Below are 25,661 nucleotides of genomic sequence, written 5' to 3' on the forward strand. Positions count from 1 at the left end.
AAGTATAGGACAGAAAGGAGGGGAGAAAGGATGCTGAAGGGCAAGCACCTTTCTGAGTAATATGAAGAGAGATGAAATCAAGTTCAATCAAACACGCTGGACGAAACGGTCACATCCAAAACCACCGCAAACAAAGGATGAGCGTAGAAGAGAAAATAATTCCTATGATTTTCAATTTGAGGATAATCCTTCTGTTTCAGGAGATCACCATGACATCTATTCACCTTACGACTCAGGTGGAGAAATGCCTCGACCCGTCATTTCCCCACCTTCAAAAATTTTGGATAATGACACGGAAGAACATGTGTTGGCAGAGAACCGGAAGCGAATGTCTTCGTTCCGGAAAGACTCGATGTCCATCGTTGAAAGTTCCAGTAAGGGGGAAGATTTCTTTGGGGAATCATCGGATCGTCCTCAGGTGAGATCCGATAGGGAAAGGAAGAAAAACAATCCATTCTTACCAGAAATACTAGCGTTATTAAAAGAGGAGCCTAGTCCGGACTGGAGCTCAATGAATGAGCCTCAAGAAATGATAGAAGATGAGTTTGAAGACTACTCGATCTTAACAGATATCGTTTCTTCCATGGGAGAGTCCTCGGACGATCGCCAAGGTTTTAAAGATCACTACCAGGCTCAAAAAAATATCATTTTGGATGATGAGGATTCCATGTTGCCAGAAGAAGAAAAATCAATGAATGAAGGCCCATCCGACAACCTATTCCATGAGGTTTGCTCCATGCTGGATGAATCCAGTTCTTGGTCAGAAAAAATCGAATGGTCTTATGATGAAGAAGAATCCTCAGCTATTCTCGAATCTCTCGATGAAAGCCGAGGCTGTATGATGGAGGATGAAGAAGAGTCTTCTTGTGAGCAAGATCAGGAAATGATTGAGAGTTCTTCATCTTTGGAATCCTATTGTGAAGAAGAGGAAGAAAAATCTTCAAACATAGCATGGAATATGACTGTAAAAGTCCCTGTCTTATTATCTACTAAAAAGGTTGAAGTGAATCTGATGGAAACCTTGAACATTCCTGATGATCTATGTGAAATCATTGATATCCAATTATCTATTCACTCTCAAAAGGAAACCGTTGTTCTGCCATCTTCCTATGTTTTTCTTAGTGGCGTACTCATGGTGGAGGTCATTTATGACAATGGAGAATCCTTGCAGCAGCTCAAACAGACGGTGCCATGGGAAGAGACGGTTTGCGTGGACTGGAAGAAAGAGCCGCAGATCCCATGTTCAGATCGGAAGGAATACACCTTCGACTGTGACGAAACAGGAAACGTGCACTATGAGTTTGTGGAGACGTTCGTTGAGCCGGTAGAAGTAGAAACGCAAAGTGTGAGCTTTGTCAGTCATAGCGATGCCTCTGTCACGGATGGAAGACTCTATATTCAGGGATCCGCTCATATCGTCTATGACCTTTTACAGAAACAATATGTACACATATAGTTCTAATCATAAGAAAAAGGAGATGCCCTCAGAGGAGCATCTCTTATTTGTTATTGACCAATGATTTTTCGAAAGCGGCTGTAAACCGTTTCTTGTTGTTGAGTTGTTGCAGTCTGAGCATCTTCTTCTCCACCGTTTTCGCCATTATCCATTGGCGGGACTGATGGGAATTCGAGATCTTGTTGTTTCTGAGTCAACTTGATGACAAGGTTGATGTCCATTTTTTCCGTCACTTTGTTGAAACGACCCCAGTTATCAAAATGGTGCACAATGTCCCACTGGTTAACAGCAGAAGCAAGAAGCTTACATTTGATTGGCTGGTTGTAGATTTCGAACGTCAAAGAACCGAATTCGCAACGGTCAGCGCCCATGCCGTCTTTAGAAAGCTCACGGCGTTGGAGGACGTTGTCTTTCACGCTGTATGGGAAATCGAATGGATACTGGACGTCGTTTGCAAGTTCAACCTGATCGTATGCTTTGAACGGGATATCGATGCTGTAATCTTTAACATATCCATACCCATCTTCCACATACTGGATGTTTTTGTGTACAACCCCTTCAACAAACAATTTTACGTACCCAGGGTTTCCGACAACAGGAATCGCTTTACACTGTGTCAAGGAAACGTTTTTCTCGATGTTTTTAATGGCTCTAGCATACGATGGTAGTTCGAAGTCCGCCTCAGTAAGAGACTGAATCAACACATCACCAAGAATGATTGTTTCTTCTGTATCATCCGAAGAAAACTCTTCTGATGCAGTGAAGAGACTCTTTGATTTGGCTACATCGCTGGATAGAGGTGGACATTTTTTACCGTGTCCATACCCATTTCCGCATCCTGTGTTTTTCCTCATATTGTTCACTCCTTCTATATTTTTGTCAAAAGTCTACCTTTCTTTCAGACAAGTTCCTTTTGACTCATTAATACTATATGTCTCTATGAAGGAAGGTGAATGGACGAGTGACGATAGGCATTAAAAATAGGTGCTTTCCCTCGTAATCTATGAGCGGAATTCTTTGAAAAAGTTTTGAACTGGCCCGTATGAGGAGTCTAATTCGGACAGCTTGGTCATATGGTGAAAAAGAAACGGTGAGCTTTGTCTATGACAGGGGGGATGCTATGGAGTGGAGTTTGTGGGTGATGGTGATGTCCGCGTTTGCAACAAGTGTCGGGGCCCTTCCTGTATTATTCATACGTTCCATATCCCACCGGCGGATGGACAGCATTCTTGCTTATACAGCGGGGATTATGGTGGCCGCTTCAACGTATGGATTAATTCCTGCTTCGCTTAAGTTAACCAATTTGTATGTGTTGTGTTTTGGGGTTCTTGTGGGTGCCTTGTTATTGAACGTGTTGGAATACATTATTTCTCACATCGATCTCGATCATGAACGAAGTGATGTGAAACTTCCTCAGCAGGCGCATATGTTTGTTGCGGCTATGACACTCCACAATATTCCTGAAGGGTTATCCGTTGGGGCAAGTTTGGCGAGTGAAGTTGAAAATCTTGGACTTGTTGTCGCCTTATCGATGGGGCTGCAGAATGCTCCGGAAGGTTTTCTTGTGGCTTTGTTTTTGTTGAATCAGGGCGTCCGTAAATCTTTAGGGGTGGCGATGGCCTTTTTAACAGGAGTCATCGAATGTTTAGCTAGTGTTTTTGGTTTTTTCATGGTTCATACCGCCTTGTCTCTCGTTCCTTATGGTCTTGCCTTTGCTGCGGGAGCGATGTTATTCATCGTATATAAAGAACTGATTCCGGAAACGCATGGCCATGGATATGAAAGGCTCGCTACTTTTTCCTTCCTGCTGGGGCTTCTCAGTATGATCGGGGTTGTGGAGTGGTTCAGGTAGCTACTCGTCTTCTTTTCGATTACACTGATAGAAAAGGTAAAAAGGAGTGGAAGGGATGTACGAAGGTATTCACCACGTGTCCTTATTAGTATCAGATATCGAAAGAGCGAAGCATTTTTATAGTGATGTATTAGGGTTCGAAGAGAGCCCGGACCGTCCTGATTTTGGATTTCCCGGTGCATGGTATGAGGTGGGGGAAACGCAAATCCATTTGATTGTACATAAAGAAGGACGAACTTTCCGTGGCACGACAGAAATTGATTCCCGGGACGGACATTTTGCAGTAAGAGTGAAGGATATCGAGGCGTTCATCCATCGTTTGGAAGAGCATGAAGTTGAAATGCTGAACAAGCCTGAGAATAAAACAGAGTGGCATCAAGTGTACATCAGTGATCCAGATGGAAATATCATTGAGTTTAACAAATAGTGGGGTGCTTCACATCAGAGGTACACGAAGGATATAAGGGAAGAGGTGAAGGCGTATGAAGAAAGCCGCCCTTACGGTTTTATTAAGTGCATCCCTTCTTGGAGGATGTGGACTGATTGATGGAGTGAACAATACTCTCGCGTACGTCAATGAAGCAACAGAATATGCCAATGAAGCCAATACATTTGCAGAGGAAGCTCCGGCGCTGGCCGAACGCGCCATCACAGATCCACAAGCGGCGCAGGAACTGGAAACAAAGCTTGAAGGTATGAAGGAAGATATTGAAGAATTCAACGAGCTTAATGCCCCTGAAGTCGCTTCTGACTTGCACCAACAAGTAGTCGATCAGAATAACCGGGCCCTTGAGGGGATTGAGGTGTACCTCTCCAATATGGAAAATGGCCAGCTCGATCCGTCGGTGCTTGAAAATACGGAAGTCTTCCGGACACTCAACGAGCTCACAAGTCTCCTCGAACAAATTCAACAATTCGGCGAATGATCAAACTCACTTTCTGCCAAATAGGAATTTAAACAAAAGACTACAGCCCAACTTTACCAGGGCTGTAGTCTTTTTTCTGTATAAGCTTCCGACTGTGGAAGGATGAGTTTCGAGACTCTCATTTGGCAATGGGGCGGACGGAAAGCGACCCTTTTCCCCAGCCCCTAGAGTCTCACTAACATCTCGAAATCAAGTCTTACACAACCCTGCCATTAACTTGAATACGATTGTTTTTGAAGGGTGTGTCTTTTTCCCGTTTAAAATCTTTTATTACGGTTATATATTTTTAAAAAATAGTTTTGTAGGGATTTGGAGGAAAGGTTATGGGACAAGCAGAGAAACGACTGGGGTTGATTACAGCACCGGGCTATCCGAAAGAATTGGGAGAGGCTTTGGAGCAAGAGCTGCCGGAGCTCCTCAGCTATTATGTGGAAGACAATTACAACTGGGAAGTGGAATATACCGTCGATGCGCTTACAGGAGTGACGGAAAACTCCGTAGATGTTCTGGAGGCGACGATGGATAGGAGTGAAAAGGAAAACTGGGACTTTGCTGTATGCCTGACAGACTTGCCTTTATTCAAAGGGGAATTTCCAATTGTAGCGGAAGCTTATGAAGAAGGCCATGTAGCTTTGATCAGTCTTCCTGGTCTTGGATCGACTCCTATGATTAAGAGAGTGAGAGAGTCTATTTTACAACTCGTGAATGAAATCTATTATGGCAGTTCTGAAGAAGATCGTGAGCACGCAGAACAGAGGATTCAGTCGAAAGATGATGATCAACATGAAGAATTGAGAAATAAAAGCTCAACAAGACTGATGGGAAAGAGAGGATTTGAATGGCTTTCACCGATTCAGAGAGAAACTCCTCATGAAGAGGACGCGAACATTGATGTCCGATTCACTGTGAAGTCTCGTATCAGTGGAGCTTTGCGCCTTTTGACCGGAATGGTTCGTGCTAATCGTCCGTGGGCAATGTTTCCGGCTTTCCTGAAAGTCATCGTTTTTGCTTTTACCACAGGTGCTTATGCCCTGGTATTTCCGACATTATGGAATCTTAGCAACAATTACGGCATATGGCGCATGTTCATGCTTTCGGTAGTATCCATAGTAGCGATGGTCGGGTGGATCATCCTTGCTCACAAGCTATGGGAAAAACCGAACGACAAAAGAGCATCGTATTTACGGAAGCTGTATAACGCGGCTACAGTATTGACGCTTTTTGTATCTGTCAGTTTATATTATCTGCTTCTGTTCTTTATCTTCTCTCTTGCGGTGATTGCCTTCATTCCAATGGGGATGTTGAAGTCACAATTAACAGGCGAGGTAGGGTACATCAATTATTTTTATATCGCCTGGACCGCAACGAGTGTGTCCACAATTATCGGAGCCCTCGGTTCTGCACTTGAAAAAGAAGAGGTGGTTCTTTCTTCCACTTATGGATACCGACAGCGCCAGCGTTATGAGCAGATCAAGAAGGCGGAAGAAGAGAAACGAGAAGATGGTGAAACGGTGGAAGACACTCAAGAATTGAAGAGAGTGAAGTGAAGTAAAGTATCCTGCCAGTCAAAAAATTATATGAAAATTGTTTCTTTTAGGTTATGGATAAGGCCCCAGCGGGTAGAAGGGGAGGAGAATCTTACGTAACTTAGGAGGATTGGATGAGAAAGAAGAAATTGATCGATTATAAAATTTTTGTTCCTTCATTAATCATAATGATTGGCATCAGCATTCCATTTGCCTTGTATGAGGCAGAGTCACTGGAACTGCTGAATGCCATTTTTGATTCCATCGTGAATAATTTCAGTTGGGGCTATCTTTGGTATGGTGTGATTTTAGTGGTAGCCGGGTTGTATTTATCTTTTTCTAAATATGGACAGGTGGTCCTTGGTGATCCCAAGGAAAAACCTCGCTTTACCCTGTTTGAATATGCGTCCATTTTAATTGCGATGGGCGTCGGTTCGACTATCATGCGGACAGGGATGCTGCAATGGACTTCTGTCGCTAACGATCCACCGGCAGGGGTGGAAGCAGGTTCTGCGGAGGCATTGCTGTGGGGGAATGCCTACAGTATGTTTTTATGGGGGTTCCAAGTATTCGCCATTTTCGTCATGATTGCACCTGCCATGGGGTATATTCTCCATGTCCGTAAGCGTCCATTGATGAGAATATCGGAAGCCTGCCGGGTGCTTTTCGGTGATAAGTTTACAGATGGCATCGGAGGCCGATTCCTGGATGTTCTGTTTCTGATCAGTATTCTTGCCGGAGCATCAGTAACGTTAGGTCTTGGAGCACCGATCATTACGCAAAATTTATCCCACTTGTTCGGGATTGAAGTGAATTTCACACTGACGATTACGGTTACAATCATATGGGTGCTTTTATTCTCGTTAAGTGCCTATCTTGGCATCGAGCGGGGAATCAAAAGGTTGAGTACGTGGAACATGTATATCGCAGGGTTCTTTGCTGTGTTTATTTTAATTGGAGGACCTGGCGTGTTCATCCTCAATTATTTCTCAGACAGCGTATCCTTCTTATTATCCAATTATTTGAATATGTCACTGAATACAGACTCCGTTCACCAGGGAGAAGCTTCACACATTCAGAGTAATACTGTATTCTGGTACGCATACAGTGCGACATGGGCGATGCTGCACAGTGTGTTTGCTGCAAAAATTTCCAGAGGACGCACGATCAAGGAAATGATTTTGACTTACTTGCTTGCGCCTACGCTGATTTCCTGGATAGCAACAGGAGTGCTTGGTGGACTTGGTGTCTATCGCTATCTCTCTGGCGATCTTTCCGTTTTAAATCTAGTTAAAGAAAATGATCGCATGGCTGCTATACCGGATATTCTTTCTACTCTTCCATTCGGTGAACTGGCCATCATCATCTTTATGGTCGTCGCGCTCATTTTCCTTACGACAACACTGGATTCTACCACTTATACTGTAGCCGCCTACACAAGTACAAGAGACATGAGTAAATTCGAACCACCGAAACTATTAAGGATTATCATTGCCGGGATTATCACTGGATTTGCTCTTGTTCTGATGAGGATTGGTGGATTGGCACCACTGGAGGTCATTTCAGGATTGATGGGTCTCCCTGTCATCATCATTCAATTCATCCTCATTTACGCTGCGAAGCGGATGATCGATGAAGATCGTGCGTGGAGCAATAATATAAGATGAATCGTAAACCCTCTTCATATTTTCATGAAGGGGGTTTTTGTATGGGATGTGGCTTTCTGTTCATTTAGTCATGAATGTACTATGATGAAAATAAGGTATTTTTGTCTATATATGTAAAGGGGAGAGGTAAATATGAAGTGGTGGCGACTCATGTTTGTTGGGATCGGTTTGATTTTACTAGTGGCCTGCTCGGATCAACCGAAGCCGGAAGATGCTTTTCAATCCTATATGGATCATTGGGAAAGCGGTGAGTATGGACAAATGTATGAGATTCTCAGTGAGAACTCAAAGCAACTTATAAGCAAAGAGGAATTTGTTGATCGATATACAACGATTTATGAGGGAATTGACATGGCGAACTTATCATTTACATACGAACTTCCAGAAGAAGAGAAAGAGTATGAAACAGAAGATACACCTTCCTTTGAATTTGAAGGTGGGCTGGATTCGTTGGGAGGACCGATTGAGTTTTCGAACGCGGCAACGCTCGTCTATGAAGAAGGGGAGGAGAGTGACCGATGGGCTGTGCAGTGGAACTCTTCGATGATTTTTCCTGAAATGGAAGAAGGAGATAAGGTAAGAGCATGGACATTGGATCCCGAACGTGGTGAAATTTTTGATGCAAATGGAAGCCCGCTGGCTGTCAATGGAGGCGTCCTTAATGTTGGTCTCGTACCGGGGTGGATGGAAGAGCACACGGAAGAGGAAACAGAAACGCTGAAAAAAGAGGTCGCTGAAATTTTGGAAACGACCGTAGAGGAAATCGATCAGCAGTTGAACCAATCCTGGGTCACTACGGATACGTTTGTACCTGTGGGAGCTGTAGCTGAAAATGATCAAGAGACAATTGAGGCTCTTAAGGATGAAGAGCTGCCCAGGGGAGTGAAGTTCCAGCCCAATCAAGAAGCAAGGAGCTATCCTTTAGGAGAAGCAGCTGCTCATTTGATCGGATATGTCGGACCGATTCAAGCGGAGGAACTTGAAGAGTTGAAAGATGAAGGATATACAGCGGCAGATCAACTTGGAAAGACAGGACTTGAGAGTGTTCTCGAAGATCAATTGAGAGGTGAGGAAGGTGGAAAGGTCGTTATCCAGACGGACGCGGGAGAAACGAAAGAAACCTTAGCTGAAACAGCGGCAACGGACGGAAAAGATTTCAACCTCACGATATCATCGGAAGTGCAGAAATCCCTTCATGAACAATTGTCAGGTGAATCAGGGGCCGCTTCAGGTGTAAACCCCATGACAGGGGATGTCCTTGCTCTTGTTAGCGCCCCTGCTTATGATCCAAATGCGGTTGTCCTCGGTCGCGACGAAAAGTCGACCTTGAACAAATTCAACCGCACCTATTCACCCGGATCGACCTTCAAGCCAATTACGGCTGCCATCGGTCTTGAACAAGGGGTCATTACACCAGAAGAAGAACTATCCATTACGGGAACGACATATGAGCAGAACGGATACACAGTAACAAGAGTTCCAGGAGCGGCTGAAGATGAACAAGTGAATTTAAAAGACGCGCTTGTGCGTTCAGACAATATTTATTTTGCCCGCAAAATCCTCGAAATCGGTGGGGAAACCTTCCTTCAAGAAGCCCGCGAGTTCGGTTTTGGGGAAGATCTTCCTTTGACTTTCCCAATCGAAAATTCCCAGTTGTTGAATGGAGAAACATTCGAACGGGACGCGTTACTTGGTGACACTGGCTTTGGCCAGGGAGAAATTCAAATGAGCAGTCTTCACTTAGCCCTCACTTATACGCCTTTTGTGACCGGTGGGGACTTAATGAGACCGAGGTTGGTTTCTTCTGAAGATGAGGATCAAGTATGGCATGAGAACGTGATGAGTGAAGATACGGTTTCGGTCATACGAGAAGATTTGAAAGCTGTTGTCGAGGATCCAGCAGGGACCGCTCATGAGCCTGTTGTGGAAGGCTTGAGTCTCGCTGGTAAAACGGGAACAGCGGAATTGAAACAATCCCAGGAAGAGGATGGACAGGAGAATGGATGGTTCATTGCGTGGGATACAGAAAGTCAGGACCTTATGGTTTCGATGATGATCGAAGATGCTGAAGGTGGAAGTCACTATGTTGTGCCGAAAGTGAAGAATGTTTTTCAAGCTCTGCGGTAACTGTAAGGTCAAAATTCAGTCATGAAGTTCTGCTTCTTTAGGAGGCAGAACTCTTTTTTTGTATAGAAAGATTCAAGTCAAATAAATGATGTATGCTTTCTTGTTATTGAGAAGTCATAAAAAATAAACCGGATACGAAAGTTATGTAGTTGAAATTTTCTCGAAAATTCTTTTGAAAATTCCAATTATATTTTCCGCATTAGGGTATGGTAGAATACTAGGACTTATGCCGAGTGTTGGCGTATGTTGTAATAATCTGTTAGTTTTAGAAAGAATGAGTTCATGGTATCTTTGGAACTAGATAAGGATGTGAAAGTTAGTGGATGAGTTAGCGTACCTGATGATCTTCTTTGTTTTTGTGCTCGTTGTAGGTCTTTGGGAAAAATATAAGCTTGATCGTCGACTGAAGAAAATCCCTACTAGGATTCTCGTAAATGGGATCCGTGGGAAATCGACGGTCACTCGTCTTGTGATGGGAATTCTTAAACATGACGGGCGGAAAGTGGTTGGAAAAACGACAGGGACGTCAGCGCGGATGTTTTATTGGGATCAGGAAGATGAAGAGCCGATTGTCCGTGGTCTGCAAGGTCCGAATATTAATGAACAAATGAGGATTACGGAACAAGTGGTGAAACGGCGGGCAGATGCTTTTGTCAGTGAATGTATGGCTGTGAATCCTGAATATCAGAAGGTCTTCCAGGAGAGGCTGGTGAAGGCGAATATTACCATCATTGCCAATGTTATTGAAGACCATATGGACGTGATGGGCCCCACCCTTGATGATATTGCGGAAGCTTTCGGTTCGACCATTCCGGAAAACGGATATGTCATCATTCCGGAAACGCCTTATCAGAAGTATTTTGAAAAAGTCGCGCGCCGCAAGAACTCAAAAGTTGTGGTTGCGGATGAAAGCTGGATTGATGAAGCGTACTTACAAAAGTTCCCGTTCATGATTTTCCCTCAAAATGCGGCCCTTGCAATGGCTGTTGCTGAGATTTTGGATATCGATCGTGATGTCGCGCTTGAGGGAATGCTGCAGGCACCTGTCGATCCGGGAGCGATGCGCGTGCACCGTTTCGGTAGAGAAGAAGCGCCTAAATACTTCTTCAACGGATTTGCCGCGAATGATACAACATCAACGTTGAACATTTGGGAAAGAATCCAACAGTTGGATTACCCCGATCAGGAGCGTACAATCGTCATGAGCTGCCGCAGTGACAGAGTTGAGCGGACCATCGATTTCGCGGAAAATGTCCTGCCCCATATTGAAATGGAGCGGTTGATTGTCATGGGAGAAAGTGTTTGGCCGATTACGAAAGCCTATGAAGAAGGGAAAATCAGGCCACTTAATCTCATAAACTTGGAAAAAGCATCGACGGAGGTTATTGTCGAGCATCTGAAAGAGCTTCCTGATGATAGTGTCATTTACGGAATCGGAAACATCGTCGGGGCTGGTGAGAAAGTGGCTGCCGCTGTCGAAGAGCTTGAATTCCGTCCTTCATCTCGAGAAGACACAGGCTGGGACGTTATAGAAGAGTCGGAAGAGAGCCGATCTTTTTCTCGTAAGGTGTTGCAGGCGAACAAATAATGGTAGGGAGTTGGAGTCCACGTGTTCGGTACTGATTTATATATCGCGATTGTCATAGGTGTTTTATTAAGTTTGTTGTATGCAGAGAAAACAGGGATTGTGCCCGCGGGATTGGTTGTCCCGGGCTACATAGCTTTGATATTCGATCAAGTGATGTACGTATTAGCTGTTGGAATGATCAGCTTGGTTACATACTTACTCGTTTCTCAAGTTCTATCAAGGTTCACGGTTCTTTACGGTCGTCGTAAATTTGCTGCGATGTTGACCGTCGGGGTTTTGATGAAGATGTCGATGGATTATTTATATCCTCTCACCCCATTTCCTGTCATGGAATTAAGGGGAATCGGAGTCATTGTGCCCGGATTGATCGCAAACTCAATACAAAAGCAGGGAGTGCTGCCTACGTTCAGTGCCACTTTCCTTATTGCGTTCGCAACTTTTGTATTGATTACGGCGTACCATTTGATTTAGAGGAGATTTTTCAATGGAAGAAAAAGATCTTAAATATAAGATGAAGGTATGGACGAAGAAGCATAAAAAGAAAGCGCCTCTCCATTCCATGGTGCTCGCAGCTCTATTAGCTGTGCCTTTCTTTGGTCATCAATGGATCGACAAGCCGGAGATGCCGGAAGATACACGCCCCGATGATGTGGATTTCAGAATTTCGATGGTCGGAGATATGATGCTCGGTCGTCACGTCCGTGATGCCGCTGTCAGAAGTGGAGAACCGATTGGTCGTGTATTTGATTATGTGACTCCATATTTTGAAGAGTCCGATTATGTTACGGGAAACTTTGAAAACCCGGTCATTGATGCAGAAGATCCTGAAGTCGAATCGGTTATGGAAGATTTTGAGCTGCGTAATAAGGATATCCATTTGTATGCAGAAAAAGGAGCCGAAGAGGCGCTGGTGGATGCTGGTTTCGACTCTGTCAATCTAGCAAACAACCATATCATGGATTACGGAAACCTTTCATTAGAGGAAACTTTGGAACATATGGAAAAGGTTGATCTTGATTTGCTCGGAATCGGCCGTGCATTAGATCCTGCTGAGGGGATGTTTGAGGAAGAGGAAACGTTGACCGATGCCGGTGAAATTCATTATTTTGATGCGAATGGAAGAAGTGTAGCCATTCTAGGTTTTACGGATGTGTTTGTTCAAGGATACAGCGCCAGTGAGTACGTCGGTGGGGTTTTGACGAATGCGGGGCTTGGTGTGCTGCAAAGCCGTATCCGTGAAGCGAAAGAACAGGCGGACGTCGTCATGGTCCATACCCACTGGGGCGATGAATATCAGGTCGGTTCTAATGATACACAGGAAACGCTTGCGTATTTGATGACCGATATGGGGGCGGATGTCATCATTGGCCACCACTCTCATGTGCTTGAGCCCATCACTCGTGTACATATCGAGAGAGACCCGGATGACCCGGAAAGTGAAGATAAGACGTCGATCGTTATGAACAGTCTCGGAAATTTCGTTTTTGACCAGGGCTGGTCGCGTACGAAAGATTCGACACTCGCTCAACTTGACTTTTTGCAGGACGGGGGAGCGGAACTTTCCTTCGTACCTATGCAAATTTCCGATACGAGACCGAGAGAGACAGATGGAATTCTGAAGCCGTTTCGCGATTACCGTATTTTCCGGACACTTAGGAAAGAACTGGACGATGAACTATGGCGGATGGAAGACGGCAGACTCGTGGTCGACTTGAAAAAAGCTGGCGTCATTGAAGGATAGGAGGTTCACAGGTTTGAGTGATTTGAAGGTGACCTATATACTTGCCGGCATCATTTTCGTCGGCTTAGTTGGATGGAATGTTTATTTTGAAGAAGAGTTTGACCAGTTCCGTGAACCTTATGAAGTCCAAGGTCGTGAGGAGACGGTTGAAGTAGATACTTCCTCAGAGGAAGAAGCTTTTGTATATGGCGTCAGTGCTGTGCATCCTCTCGCAGTTGAAGCTGGGATGAAGGTGCTTAACGAGGGAGGGAATGCTGCCGAAGCAGCTATAGCCGTCTCCTTTGTGCTGAATGTCGTTGAACCTTATGGCTCTGGGATTGGCGGGGGTGGACAAATGATTGTCCACGAACCGGATGAAGGAGCCATCACGTACGATTACCGCGAAGCAGCTCCTGTAAGTGGGGCGCGGCCTCAACGCGGAATTGCTGTGCCTGGTTTTGTGAAAGGGATGGGCAAAGTCTACGAAGATTACGGAGATGAAATGGAGTGGAATCAGCTGCTTGAAGATGCCGTCACTCATAGTGAAGAAGGCATCAAAGTCGGACGAATTTTCAATGAGCAGCTTCAAAACTCGAGACGTTTCATTCAGTCAGGGAATGAAGACCCGGCCGTTTACAACATGTTTTACCCCGAAGATCGGCCGCTGCAGATCAACGATACCCTTGTTCAAGCAGAGCTTGCAGAGACATTGAAAAAACTGCAGCGAGAAGGGGCGGAATCTTTCTATGAAGGGGAGATCGCTGACTCGCTTACAAGTCAGCTCGGTTTTCAACCGGGTGACCTTGAAGCTTATGAAGTCGGTAAACGTCCTGCACCAAAAGGAGAATTCAAAGGCCAGACCTTGTATGCCGGATCTTCTCCGACATCAGGCATCATCGTTATTCAGGCATTGAAGATGCTGGAACAGTTGGAAGCTAACCTGGATGAAGTACTGGAAGAGGAATATGCCCTGCCTGGTGGAGGATGGCCGGCTTTTCTGGATGGAAACCTTCCAGAAAACATGGAACAGATTGTCAATGATCCACAATATCAAGATATCTATATCCACCTTGTGAACAAAATCGTCGACAAGGTCTACACAGATCGAGTGTACACCCTGGGCGATCCTGCATTTGAGGAAGTGGAGCAGGAGAAATTGACTTCTACAGAATATACAAATCAGTTGTTTGAAGAAGAATTTTCTGTCGGTGAGGGTGCACTGACAAGTTCCGCGGACCTGTACACCGCACCAGGTGAGAAAGCCGATCACCGCAATACGACGCACTTTGTCGTAGTCGATAAGAACGGGATGATGGTTTCTGCGACCAACTCATTAGGGAAATTCTTCGGCTCTGGTTTGTACATTGATGGTTTCTTTTTAAACCACCAAATGAACAATTTCGATACAGCGGAAGATTCGATGAACGCCTATGAACCAGGCAAACGCCCGCGGTCGTTCGTCTCACCGATGGTTTTCGAAAAAGACGGAAAAGCGGTCCTCGGCATCGGTTCCCCTGGTGGGAAAAGGATCCCGGCGATGCTGATTCAAACCTTGATTCAATACGAATATGGATTGAATGAAGACACTGGTGAGCAGCTGACATTGCAGGAAGCCATCGGTCGCAGTCGTTTTTATACAGAAGATAACGTTGTCCATGTTGAAAACTTGATTGAACAGCAGCCAATCGCCCGCTTAAGGGATTTGAAAGGCTATTCTGTCATTGAGCATGATTCTCCTGTTTTCTATGGCGGCATCCAAGGACTTGGAATCCGCACGAACGGGGATGTCCTCCAAATGTACGGGGGCGGAGATCCTCGACGTTTAGGAACATGGCAGATTGGGAACCAGGATGGTATGGATGATGTGAGTACAGCACAATAGATGAAAATGGCCTCTCCCTGTAGGGGGGCTTTTTTGTGATCTTTTATAGAGGGGCGTTTTTTATGAAGCACCGAGGGCTTTTATATGAATAGCTTCGCCTTTCTCTAAATAGTAATGAAGAGACAGGGTGCGGTCAGGAAGGAGGGGGATGTCATGACCTATCTAGTACTTTCTACATTCCCTGCGAATGGTTCTGGAAATTCGGGTGATGCCTTCATCACACAAAGCCTTATGCAATTAATTCGAAATGTGAAAGGAAATCCATTGATTGATATTCGTCGATTGGCGGAGGAAGATGTGGATCAGGTGGAGGATTTCGATAAATATAAGGCGGTGATTTTTGCAGGATTTGCACCTCGAATTGAGGGGACCGGAGTGGCGCCAAAATATCGTAACCGTTATTTCAAAGAGGCAGTGAAAAGATCTATTCCGGTCTTTGTATTTGGATCGGGCTGGACGGTATATCCGGGTACAAAGGGACAGAGCCGATCGCTTCATTTGGATGATAAGGAGATAGATCAGCTTGTCCGGGCTTTTGGCGATGCGGATGGACCTCTGCAACAAAACGTTCTCTCTACAAGAGATTACCCGACAGATCAACTTCTCATGAATAATGGAGTGAAAACTTACGGGACAGTAGGAGACTGTGCACTATTTGATATGAATCAGTTATTTGCTAAACCGGAACTTCCTGATGAAATCAAAAAAGTAGCTGTTTCTATGCCGCATAATCCACCCCATTTTGTCTATGCCTACGAATTAGCGAAAAAAATCAAGCAGGAGTTTTCCTGTCATGTTTCGATTACCTTGCATAGCAGATGGAGTGAAAAAAGAAGGGCCTTATGGAAACATAACGACATCCCTCTGGTGGATCTTGCTGGAGATGCCAATCACCTTTCCTATTACAAAGATTTTGACCTTCACGTAGGGTTCCGACTGCATGGACATATTTGGTTCCTTCGTAATCGGAAGCCCAGTCTTCTTTTAGGAGAGGATGGAAGAGGGTACGGCCATTTGCAAACGTTTCGTGGACTTGGAGACTCTGTTGTACCGACGCATTACTTGAAGGATAAGCCGAGAATGATCCATATCAACTACCCGATGTATCAAACGATGAAGACATCCTTTCCAGACTTTGACCCCCTTCAGATGGTGAAGGAAGAAATTTTATCTGGTTATCCTGTTACCAAGAGAACGCTAAAAAGCATTGATCGATTATGGGTGAACAAAATGGAACCTCTACTCCAAATGCTTCCCGATTAAATCGGCTATACATGCATTGTTTTTAATGGAATAGGAAAGTGTAGAAGCTGAATAAAAAAAGGTGACCTTATATAAGGTCACCTTTTTCAGGTTCACACAGCAATATCTTTCTCAACTGCTTTTTTATCGTTAAAACGTTCAAGGTTCAAAGTCTTCAAGACACGTGAAGTCAAGGTTCCTGAAGTCATCGCCCCATTGACATTCAATGCGGTACGGCCCATGTCGATCAAAGGCTCAACTGAAATGAGCAATCCGGCCAAAGCAACGGGAAGGTTCATGGAAGAGAGAACAATTAATGCAGCGAATGTTGCTCCGCCTCCGACACCAGCCACACCAAATGAACTGATAGCCACAATCAACACAAGTTGCACCAGGAACCCAGGGCTCAACGGATCGATTCCCACAGAAGGAGCAATCATGACAGCGAGCATGGCTGGATAGATGCCCGCGCAGCCATTTTGGCCAATGGTTGCACCAAAAGAGGCAGACATGTTTGCGACCCCTTCTTCCACACCGAGGCTGTTTTTCTGAGCGGATATATTCAATGGAATCGTACCTGCACTGGATCTTGATGTGAAAGCAAAACTAAGCACAGGCAGCACTTTTCGTAAATATGTGAATGGGTTTAACCCGAAGATCCCAATCAATACAAGGTGGATGATGAACATCACCCCTAATGCGACATAGGAAGCAAGCACGAATTTCCCTAACTCCAGAATTCCTCCCACATCCGTCTGAGCTACGGTGGTAGCCATCAGTCCTAAAATCCCGATGGGAGTGAGGCGTAGGACAAGTGTGACAATACGCATGACTACTGCGTAAAAAGAGTTGACGATTTTGACGAACAATTCCGCTTGTTCCGGCTGTTTGCGGCGTACCCCGAGAACAGCGATACCGATAATAGCGGAGAAGATGACCACGGCAATAGTAGATGTTGCGCGATCTCCCGTCATATCAAGAAATGGATTGGCTGGAATAAATTCAAGAATTTTTTGTGGTGTGGACATATCCTGAACTTCTGTCAGGCGTTCTTCTAAATATAGCCCCCGGCTTTCTTCTGCTTGACCGGCTTCAATTTCACTTGCATTCAAATCGAACAAAAAGGAGCTCCCGATGCCCACAAGTGCTGCAATCGCTGTAGTTCCTACGAGTACACCGATGATCCATAGGGATATTTTTCCTAACTGTGATGTTTTTTCAAGATTGATAATGGATTGGATGATGGACACCATAATTAACGGAATGACAATCATCATAAGTAAGCGTACGTACCCACGTCCTGCGATGTTGTACCAATCGGTTGTCTGTGCAGTGATGCTGGAATCGGTTCCAAATACGAATTGTAAGTACACACCTAAGAGTACTCCAAGCCCAAGCCCTGCGAAGACACGTTTACTGAAAGAAATGTGTTTTTGCTGCATACGTATGAGGACAAGAATAAGCGCAAAAATAAGAGCGATGTTGACGATTACAAGAAATGTTTCCATGATTTTGTTACCTCCTTCTAGACATTAACTTATTAAACCGATGGAAAAGGTTGGCTTTAAAGTTACACCAGTATTTAACAGCTGTCAACATGAAAAATAATAAATGGAGCCTCCATATACAGAAGGTATGAGCAGGGGGGCTCTTGTATGAACTTTATAAATTGACAATAGAAGGTTCATGATATATATTTATCTTGAAACTGAGATAATTATGTTGCAATCAAAAATAAATGGGAGGGGATCGAATGAGTGAGTTGAAAGGCATTCACCATGTCACCGCCATAACAAGCAGTGCAGAGAAAAATTATGAATTCTTCACCTACACCCTTGGCATGCGTCTTGTAAAAAAGACAGTCAACCAGGATGATATTGAAACGTACCACCTGTTTTTTGCAGATGATGTAGGGAATCCAGGTACGGATATGACCTTCTTTGATTTTCCAGGCATTCCGAAAGGCTCCCACGGAACGAATGAAATTGCGAAAACTTCTTTCCGTGTTCCGAGTGATGAAGCCTTGGATTACTGGATGAAGAGATTTGATCGTTTGGAAGTGAAACACAAAGGAATTCAGGAACGGTTCGGCAAGAAGGTTCTTCCTTTTGTCGATTTTGATGATCAAGCTTATGAGCTGGTATCCGACGAAAACGATGATGGAGTAGCCCCAGGTACACCATGGCAGAAAGGTCCCGTTCCATTAGAATACGCCATTACCGGTCTTGGACCCTTGTACGTGAGAGTCGACAATAAGGAATACTTCAAGGAAATGCTTGAAAAAGTCATGAATTTCAGGGAAGCGGATGAAGAAGGCGCGTTCACCCTGTTCGAAGTGGGAGAAGGTGGAAATGGTGCTTCAGTAATTGTGGAATACAACACGATTCTTCCGCCGGCCCGTCAAGGATATGGCACCGTTCACCATGCTGCTTTTCGTGTAGAAGATAAAAAGGCACTGGAGGCTTGGATTGAACGTTTATCGAAGTTCGGTTTGAGGAACTCAGGATTCGTCAATCGTCATTATTTTGGTTCTTTATACGCTAAAGTTGCTCCGCAAATTCTCTTTGAATGGGCCACGGACGGACCGGGATTCATGGGAGATGAGCCGTATGAAACTCTTGGAGAGAAATTATCCCTTCCACCTAAACTTGAACCGAAAAGAACAGAAATCGAGAATTATGTACGTCCGATCGACACAGTGAGGAGTACGAAAGAAATAGAAAAAGAATAGGAAGAACGGAAGCCAGGGTGCAGGGTTGCACCCTGGCTTTTTACTTTGGTTAATTTTTCCGAACACTTCTACATAAGATGATTCAGTATAGATGTTAGCTAATAACCATTCTTATTTATGGGGTGGGAGGAGGGGACAGGATAAGATGAACCATTTCGAACGTAATTATTGGTCCTCCTGTCTGGATTTCATTCAGGATTTTAAACATTTTGCTTATTTAGGGATACCACTTTCCCTCGTTTGTCCTTATTATGTTCTTGTAAACGGGAAGAAGGATATTTTGAGTAAGCTGGAAAATAAGGCCACAAAGTTGAACGCAAAAATAACCAGCGCTAACCAAATCCAGGCATTGTTTGATGCACATTTCTCTGCTTTTAAGAAAAAGGAAAGCAAAAGGGAAGGGAAAGTTGTTTTCTATGATAATGTCCTGCGCTTTCCTGATCTACTTATGAGGTCGAATTTCTCACCAGTTGAATCCCTCATTCTTAAGAGGAAATCGAATGTTCATGGAGCAAAGTCACAAAAGGAAATTCCTGTCGACAGTCTTGAAAGGTATCACAAAGTTCAATCTAAAACGATTCAGGCCTATCAAAGGCGGGCATGGACTTATTTTAAGAAAGCGAAAGATCATCCTATTTATAAAAATAAGGGATTTCAAACGGAGTTTGTTAAGCAGATCCCCAATATGATGAAACAAATAGCTGCAGCGAAAGGGTTTTTTGAAGAGAATGAAGTCTCCTGCCTTGTTACAGGTACAACGAACAGCAGTGATACAAGGATTTTGACTTTAACAGCTGCCTTAAATGGAATACCAAGTGTTTGTCTCCAGCATGGGGTTGTGATGCTTGAATTTGGTTACCTTCCAAAAGTTTCTACCTACCAGGCGGTGTATGGACCTGAAGATATTCAATGGTACACCAGTAAGGGGGTGCCTGAGCAGTCATTAAAGTCCATCGGACACCCGAGGTTTGATGAACTAGTCAAAAGAAAGACGCTCGACCCAAAAGCATTTGCCAGTCATTTTAAGTTAGATAGTACTAAGAAATCCGTATTAATGGTAATTCATCATATTGAAACAGCTTTTCCACAAGCGATGCTTGAGGAACTGGAACGGAAAGGCGTTGTCAATATCATCATCAAACAAAGGAATGGAAAACAAGGGAAAACATCTCAGACATTGGCTTTGCAGAAGAAATTTCCCCAGGTTAAATTTGCCGATGACATGCACCTGTATGATCTCTTGAATAATGTGGATGCTGTGGTGAGCTATGAATCTACGATTGTGCTAGAAGCTATGCTTGCGAATAAACCTGTTTATATATGGAGGTTGAAAAGCCTGCACGCGAGTTCGACAAATTATTACAGAGACCTCAGTGAATATATCCATGATGATCCGCAGAAGCTTGTCGATCACATGATTGCTGTTATGAACGCTCCTAGGAATAAAACCTGGTTGAAAAAGAGGCAGCAGTTTCTTGCTACTCATTATCCACACAAATCAGGAACCAGCAGCGCGAAACTAAAAGCTTTGGTGAACTCGATTACAAAATAAGAGGGTGAAATGATGAATACATTCGAGAGGAATTTTTGGTCTCTTTATGTAGATTTTTTAGAAGCTTTTAGTGAGGTCAAGTATAAGGGCATCTCCATTCCTTATTTGTGTCATTTCCGAAGTCTCTTTACAAACCATCACGAATTGAAGCAGAACCTTTCCTCGGAATCATTTAGTCAGCAGCTCTCCCATACGGTCCAAGACAAAAAACTATTTCAACAAAGGTTTACTGAATTTAAGAAGATGCATACCAATAACAAAGTGAAAAGGAAAGCGAACGGCAAAGTGGCATTATACAATGCAGCGAACCTTCTTCGCTTTCCGATTGAAATTACAAAGAAACATTTTAAACCGGAACATAGTTTTGTTATTCGGGACATTCGAGGGAAAACAACCTCACCCAGACCGATCACTGCGGAGGGGCTGCCGGCCTACTTTTTAATAGATTACGATGAATCCATTGACCATCATGTAGAGTTGATTCAAAAGCAGGTGGCCGGGATTATCAAGAAACACAAAAAACACCCTTTATTCGGGCATCCCACCTTCAAAGAAGCATTCAACGCACAAGTGGAACGTATTGCTCATCGTATTATTGAGTCGACGAACTTGATTAAGAAATTACCCATTTCCTGTATCGTTTTTTCTTCCACTCATTATTATCAAAGTCGTACACTGGCAATCGTAGCGGCGAGACATAATATCCCAACCATCTGCATGCAGCACGGAATTGTGGGAAGTGAGAATGGCTACATGCCCAAAATATCGGATGTGGACGCGGTTTATGGGCATTTCGAAGTCGACTGGTTCAAAAGTATAGGGGTAGCCGATGATGGAGTGAAAGTAATCGGTCACCCTCGCTTTGATTTGATCAACAAAGAGGCGACAATAACAAAAGAGACGCTGACAAAAAAACTGGGCCTTGATCCCAAGAAGAAAAACATTCTCTTAATTGTCCGCGGTAATGCCTATATAAAGCATTGGAGAAAGTTATTGGATGAATGGGCTGGGCATGATCAATACAATGTCATCATCAAGGATTTTCCTGCTCAAACGCCTCATCCCTTGACGGAAAACTATGACTTTGCTGTTTCATCAAAGGGATATCATCTGTACACGCTTCTCCCACATGTGGATGTGGTTGTCGCTTACCTTTCTACGGTAGGACTAGAGGCGATGATTGCCGGTAAACCTGTATTTCTGTTATCTATCCCTGCACCCACGTATTCGGGCTATTATGACCGGCTTGGACAGATGGTCCAGAAAGAACCCGTAGGACTTGCGAATCTGGTGAATCGCTATTTTGTCAGTGAGAAGTTTCGTGCTAAGGAGTCTTCGAAGAGGAAGAAGTTCCTTGCCTACGCTTATCCTAATGTGAAGAGTTCCGGCCAGAGATTGATCGAACTGATTGCAGAGATGACGAAAGGACAGGGAAAGGCGTGATGGTTCTCCTTCATCACGCCTTTTGTTGGCTTCTGATGGTAAACGTTTCAATAGTGAGTAAAGGAAGCGGAATTTTGTTTATGAAAAAACAAAAGAACGGCATACAGCGAGATAAGGAGGAGTTCTATGCTCTATTTACCTGTTGAAGTAAAGGCGAGGGAGCTGCACGGAAAGCTCCTCCTTGCCTATCATGCTCTACTGAGAGGGGACAGTGTCATCCTCGGAGAGCACAGCAAAGTAGAAGAAGCGGCCCGCATCTATCCCACCGGTATTTTTCTGTGCAAAGGATATCCCAGTGGTTATATGAAACGTGTGGTAGTAGGGGCAAAACAAGCCGGTCATGTCATAGTGAATCTGGATGAGGAAGGATTGATTTATACAGATGAATCCATTTATTTAAAAACGAGGATGAACAGGAAGTGGGTGCCTTATCATGACTATGTGTACTGCTGGGGGGCGAGGCAGCAGAGAATGATTGAAGAAGAGTATCCTGCACTAAAGGGACGGTGCCTGATTACTGGAAACCCACGCTTCGACTTGCTTACATCTAAGTACAGAAGAATGTATCAAAAGGAAGCGGATCAGCTGAAGAAAACGTATGGACCATACATTATGGTAAATACCAGATTCTCTTTGTACAACACGATAAAAGGTAAGAAAGAGAATGGATTGACGCCTCAGGCACGATACATCCGGGACCTCTACAGCCATTTTGTTTGTTTGATTAAACGAATCAGCCAGGAGCTGCCGGACAAGAAGATTATTTTACGCCCCCACCCTTCTGAGAGCAAAAACAGCTATAAGGAAGATTTAAAAGGGTACGGAAATGTCCTTGTAAAAGACGAAGGAGCAGTCATTCCATGGATCATGGGTGCTGAGGCATTGATTCATAATGGTTGTACGACTGGTATTGAAGGGTATCTTCTTGGTCGCCCTGTATATTCCTATGAACCTGTGACTTCCCCTCTTTATGATGTCCCCCTTCCACGGGACGTTAGTGTAGCCATCAAAGATTTAGAAGCGCTTGTTCTACTATTGAAAGATAAAACCGTCAAAAAAAGAAACCCACCTTCCTTGTTGATGGACTCATATGGGAACTTGGGAAAAGAAGAGTATGCGTATAAGAATATATTAAATCAAATGAGAACCATTAATTCTCCCCTGCATGCCGTGGTTCCATCTATTCCGTACCGCTATCAGAAAGACAAGAGACGAAAAATACGTTATCTTTTTCCTTCTCTATCAAAAGGAGAAATTCAAACATTCTTCCAAAAGGTGAATGAAGTGGAACAAAATAACCTGGTTGTCCAGATTATTCCTTTATCCGACCGCTTGTTCCTAATGACAGCGGAGCAATCATCATGAATACGTATGAGAAAAACTATTGGGGGCTGTACCTGGATTTCCTGACCGCTTTTCGTGAGTGGAAGTATCATAACCTCCCTCTTTCCTTGTGTGTACACTTTCCCACCATGATCAATGGGATGGCGGGGTTGGAACAGTCTCTTGTAGATCCATCCTATGCAAAATCATGGTCTGATGGAAAGGTTCTTCAAGGTCGGTTTGAAGCCTTCCTTCCTATAAAAGAAGCAGTAAAAGTGAATCATGGGAAAGTCGTTTACTATGACCCATTGCTCGGTATTCCTCCTTCTAGTTACAAACAACTGTCCTCACCGGCTGAATCACTTATCCTTAAACCGGACATCACCAATGTGAAAAAGAAGCAGATCGATGGGGCCGTCATAAAAGGATTAAGTCAGTATGCCGTAGATATAGAAGGGGAGGCCAGGAAGGAAATCAAGCGTTTTCATTCAATAGCAGGAAAGCATAAAAACCACCCGTTGTTCGGAAACCGACATTTCCTTTTAGCTATAAAGAAGCAGATAGAAAAAATCCTGTATTTTATAGAAGGAACCGAGCGTTTCCTTATGGAGGTGGATACCTCTCTCATTGTTTTTGGTGAAACAAACAGTATAGACACGAGAGCACTCGCCCTGGCGGCAAGGAAAAAAGGGATCCCTACCCTCTGTCTTCAGCACGGAGCGGTCATCTCCCCCTTTGGTTATCTGCCGAAAGTGGCTGACTATCAAGGGGTTTACGGGAGATATGAACAGACTCTCTACGAAAGTCGTGGAGTAGATCCTGATTTTCTGCCGATCCTCGGGCATCCCCGTTTTGATGAAATGGTAACCAGGAACAATCTCCGAGCTTCGTCATTCAATAAAACATTAGGGATTCATCCCTCACGGAAAAGAATCCTTCTCATTGATCATCATACGGATAAAAAAATGACCCATCAGATTTTGGACCTATTACTAGTCACTGCCCCTGAAGTAGAACTAATCGTCAAGATTAAGAAAGGGGTCCGTGCTTTTGATGGCTATGCCAAGCATAAAAGAGTCCACCTGATCCGACGGATGCACCTCTATGATATGCTCCCCAATGTAGACGCGGTCATCAGTTACGAGTCTACCGTTGTGTTGGAATCTATGTTATATGGAAGAGAAAACTTTGTATGGAAATTGAAACAGCCGGGTTTGACGGACTATTTTACCCAGCTTCCGGTATTGACCTACTCAACAGCCGAACCTCTTGTCGAGGAGGTGCGAACCTTTTTAGATAAAAGGAGTGACCGATCCGAACAACAGTCGGTTCAGCTTCGTGAGCGGTTTTACATTCCCTCCCATCAAAAATCGACCCTTCTCTTGAAAGCGTTGATCGCTTCTTTACGCACCTAATAGCGTAGGAAGTTCAACGCTTTTTTTAAGTGCTCTGAGCTTTTAAAGGAAAAGGAATTCACTTGGTATTTATCTTTGAATAGGTTGGAACCTATTATTTTCACCGAATTCTAGTTTTTGAATATATATAGTATCAGCAACGATGAAATAGAATGCCTTCCCTGGGTGAAGGTACTAGATTACGTGAAGAGGGAGAAGGAAGCAAGTGTTCTTTAAAGGTAAAAAGGTATTAGTCATAGGAGGTACAGGAACAATTGGCCGCGGAATCGTCAAGACGATTCTTGGGCAGTCACCGGATGTCATCCGTGTTTTCAGCAGAGACGAACATAAGCAGCATGAATTGCAGAATGAATGGGGAAAAAGAGAAGACCTCCGTTATTTAATCGGAGATGTCAGGGATTACGATCGTGTCCATACTGCGATGCAGGGCATCGACTATGTGTTTCACTTGGCAGCCATGAAGCATGTGCCATCGTGTGAATACAATCCTTATGAAGCGGTGCTCACAAATGTTCATGGAACGAACAATGTGGTCAGGGCAGCACTTGCGCAAGGAGTGAAAAAGGTGGTGTTCACCAGTACGGATAAAGCTATTTCCCCGACAAATGCCTATGGTGCGACCAAACTTACCGCTGAGCGTCTGATCACTGCTGCCGAATACAGCAAAGGGTGGGGACAGACGGTTTTTGCGAGTGTTCGCTTTGGAAATGTCATGGGCTCGCGTGGGTCAGTCATCCCCCTGTTCAAGAAACAGATTCTCAATAAGGGGAAAATTACGGTTACCGACCGCACGATGACGAGATTCATGATGACCTTGGAACAAGCAACCTCCTTAACGATAAAAGCGCTTGAGGAAGCGCGCGGCGGAGAGATTTTTGTTTTGAAAATGCCGGTGGTTGCACTTGATGACCTGGCTTCATTGGTCATTAAAGAAACCTGTACACAGCTGGGCAAAGACCCTGAACAAATCAAAGTGGAAGAAATAGGGCTGCGCCCAGGGGAAAAAATGTACGAAGAATTAATGACGAACGAAGAGTCATTGACCGCATGGGAACTGGATGATATGTACGTGATTCCTTATTCCTTTAAAAAAGATGTTCCTTATAAAAACGCCAAGAAAGCTGCTCCGGGAATGTACAGTTCTTCCGGGCAGTCCCCCATCAGTGCTGTTCAATTATATGAACTTCTTAAAAGCCAGGGATTAATTTAAA

The 25,661-nt window shown here is 44.2% G+C and carries 20 protein-coding genes; 18 read left to right on the top strand and 2 right to left on the bottom strand.

The window, feature by feature from the left end:
* Positions 1 to 61 precede the first annotated feature (61 nt).
* On the top strand, positions 62 to 1,456 hold the full coding sequence (locus tag ACJA3J_RS03215) for a hypothetical protein (protein WP_406945497.1): 1,395 nt from the start codon (positions 62 to 64) through the stop codon (positions 1,454 to 1,456).
* 50 nt (positions 1,457 to 1,506) lie between these two features.
* Here the strand turns inward: ACJA3J_RS03215 and ACJA3J_RS03220 are convergent, their stop codons facing one another.
* Positions 1,507 to 2,310 carry a CsxC family protein gene (locus ACJA3J_RS03220; protein WP_181898649.1) on the bottom strand — a complete coding sequence of 268 codons (804 nt, stop codon included), beginning with the start codon at positions 2,308 to 2,310 and terminating at the stop codon, positions 1,507 to 1,509.
* Between the two features lie 266 nt (positions 2,311 to 2,576).
* On the opposite strand from ACJA3J_RS03220, the gene ACJA3J_RS03225 reads away from it, so the two are divergent.
* The 11 genes from ACJA3J_RS03225 to ACJA3J_RS03275 all read left to right on the top strand — a co-directional run bounded on the left by ACJA3J_RS03225 (position 2,577) and on the right by ACJA3J_RS03275 (position 16,007).
* Positions 2,577 to 3,308 (top strand): ZIP family metal transporter, encoded by a 732-nt coding sequence (locus ACJA3J_RS03225; protein ID WP_406945498.1) that lies wholly within the window; start codon positions 2,577 to 2,579, stop codon positions 3,306 to 3,308.
* A 55-nt stretch (positions 3,309 to 3,363) separates the two neighbouring features.
* Positions 3,364 to 3,735 carry a VOC family protein gene (locus ACJA3J_RS03230; protein ID WP_115894415.1) on the top strand — a complete coding sequence of 124 codons (372 nt, stop codon included), beginning with the start codon at positions 3,364 to 3,366 and terminating at the stop codon, positions 3,733 to 3,735.
* A 55-nt stretch (positions 3,736 to 3,790) separates the two neighbouring features.
* Positions 3,791 to 4,234 carry a DUF6376 family protein gene (locus ACJA3J_RS03235; RefSeq protein WP_406945499.1) on the top strand — a complete coding sequence of 148 codons (444 nt, stop codon included), beginning with the start codon at positions 3,791 to 3,793 and terminating at the stop codon, positions 4,232 to 4,234.
* Between the two features lie 323 nt (positions 4,235 to 4,557).
* Positions 4,558 to 5,781, top strand: a complete 1,224-nt coding sequence (locus ACJA3J_RS03240) for a hypothetical protein (protein ID WP_406945500.1) — start codon at positions 4,558 to 4,560, stop codon at positions 5,779 to 5,781.
* A gap of 113 nt (positions 5,782 to 5,894) precedes the next feature.
* A complete protein-coding gene (locus ACJA3J_RS03245) occupies positions 5,895 to 7,427 on the top strand; it encodes a BCCT family transporter (protein ID WP_406945501.1) in 1,533 nt (510 codons plus the stop codon).
* A gap of 132 nt (positions 7,428 to 7,559) precedes the next feature.
* On the top strand, positions 7,560 to 9,554 hold the full coding sequence (locus ACJA3J_RS03250; protein WP_406945502.1) for a penicillin-binding transpeptidase domain-containing protein: 1,995 nt from the start codon (positions 7,560 to 7,562) through the stop codon (positions 9,552 to 9,554).
* Positions 9,555 to 9,894: 340 nt separating this feature from the next.
* Positions 9,895 to 11,142: a poly-gamma-glutamate synthase PgsB gene (gene pgsB / locus ACJA3J_RS03255; protein ID WP_181898651.1), complete on the top strand. Its 1,248-nt coding sequence runs from the start codon at positions 9,895 to 9,897 to the stop codon at positions 11,140 to 11,142.
* 21 nt (positions 11,143 to 11,163) lie between these two features.
* Positions 11,164 to 11,613 (top strand): poly-gamma-glutamate biosynthesis protein PgsC, encoded by a 450-nt coding sequence (gene pgsC / locus ACJA3J_RS03260; RefSeq protein WP_089651536.1) that lies wholly within the window; start codon positions 11,164 to 11,166, stop codon positions 11,611 to 11,613.
* A gap of 13 nt (positions 11,614 to 11,626) precedes the next feature.
* The gene (locus ACJA3J_RS03265) at positions 11,627 to 12,883 is read left to right on the top strand and encodes a CapA family protein (RefSeq protein WP_089651535.1); all 1,257 of its coding nucleotides are present in this window, start codon (positions 11,627 to 11,629) and stop codon (positions 12,881 to 12,883) included.
* Positions 12,884 to 12,896: 13 nt separating this feature from the next.
* Entirely contained in the window at positions 12,897 to 14,744 is a 1,848-nt protein-coding gene (locus ACJA3J_RS03270) for a gamma-glutamyltransferase family protein (protein WP_406945503.1), read from the top strand.
* A 153-nt stretch (positions 14,745 to 14,897) separates the two neighbouring features.
* The gene (locus tag ACJA3J_RS03275; RefSeq protein ID WP_406945504.1) at positions 14,898 to 16,007 is read left to right on the top strand and encodes a polysaccharide pyruvyl transferase family protein; all 1,110 of its coding nucleotides are present in this window, start codon (positions 14,898 to 14,900) and stop codon (positions 16,005 to 16,007) included.
* Positions 16,008 to 16,099: 92 nt separating this feature from the next.
* Here the strand turns inward: ACJA3J_RS03275 and ACJA3J_RS03280 are convergent, their stop codons facing one another.
* Positions 16,100 to 17,494, bottom strand: coding sequence for an L-cystine transporter (locus ACJA3J_RS03280; RefSeq protein WP_406945505.1), 1,395 nt, complete (start codon positions 17,492 to 17,494; stop codon positions 16,100 to 16,102).
* Between the two features lie 245 nt (positions 17,495 to 17,739).
* Here ACJA3J_RS03280 and ACJA3J_RS03285 point away from each other — a divergent pair, with 245 nt between their 5' ends.
* The 6 genes from ACJA3J_RS03285 to ACJA3J_RS03310 all read left to right on the top strand — a co-directional run bounded on the left by ACJA3J_RS03285 (position 17,740) and on the right by ACJA3J_RS03310 (position 25,660).
* On the top strand, positions 17,740 to 18,717 hold the full coding sequence (locus ACJA3J_RS03285) for a ring-cleaving dioxygenase (RefSeq protein WP_406945506.1): 978 nt from the start codon (positions 17,740 to 17,742) through the stop codon (positions 18,715 to 18,717).
* A gap of 145 nt (positions 18,718 to 18,862) precedes the next feature.
* The gene (locus ACJA3J_RS03290) at positions 18,863 to 20,269 is read left to right on the top strand and encodes a hypothetical protein (RefSeq protein WP_406945507.1); all 1,407 of its coding nucleotides are present in this window, start codon (positions 18,863 to 18,865) and stop codon (positions 20,267 to 20,269) included.
* Positions 20,270 to 20,281: 12 nt separating this feature from the next.
* Positions 20,282 to 21,712 (top strand): hypothetical protein, encoded by a 1,431-nt coding sequence (locus ACJA3J_RS03295; protein ID WP_406945508.1) that lies wholly within the window; start codon positions 20,282 to 20,284, stop codon positions 21,710 to 21,712.
* Between the two features lie 126 nt (positions 21,713 to 21,838).
* On the top strand, positions 21,839 to 23,077 hold the full coding sequence (locus ACJA3J_RS03300) for a surface carbohydrate biosynthesis protein (RefSeq protein WP_406945509.1): 1,239 nt from the start codon (positions 21,839 to 21,841) through the stop codon (positions 23,075 to 23,077).
* On the top strand, positions 23,074 to 24,450 hold the full coding sequence (locus ACJA3J_RS03305; protein ID WP_406945510.1) for a hypothetical protein: 1,377 nt from the start codon (positions 23,074 to 23,076) through the stop codon (positions 24,448 to 24,450). Before ACJA3J_RS03300 ends, ACJA3J_RS03305 begins: the two co-directional genes overlap by 4 nt.
* Before the next feature lie 205 nt (positions 24,451 to 24,655).
* Positions 24,656 to 25,660 carry an SDR family NAD(P)-dependent oxidoreductase gene (locus ACJA3J_RS03310; protein ID WP_406945511.1) on the top strand — a complete coding sequence of 335 codons (1,005 nt, stop codon included), beginning with the start codon at positions 24,656 to 24,658 and terminating at the stop codon, positions 25,658 to 25,660.
* Position 25,661 lies beyond the last annotated feature (1 nt).

The organism is Halobacillus sp. SY10 (genome assembly GCF_045401165.1).
In the GTDB taxonomy this organism is placed as follows: domain Bacteria; phylum Bacillota; class Bacilli; order Bacillales; family Halobacillaceae; genus Halobacillus; species Halobacillus aidingensis.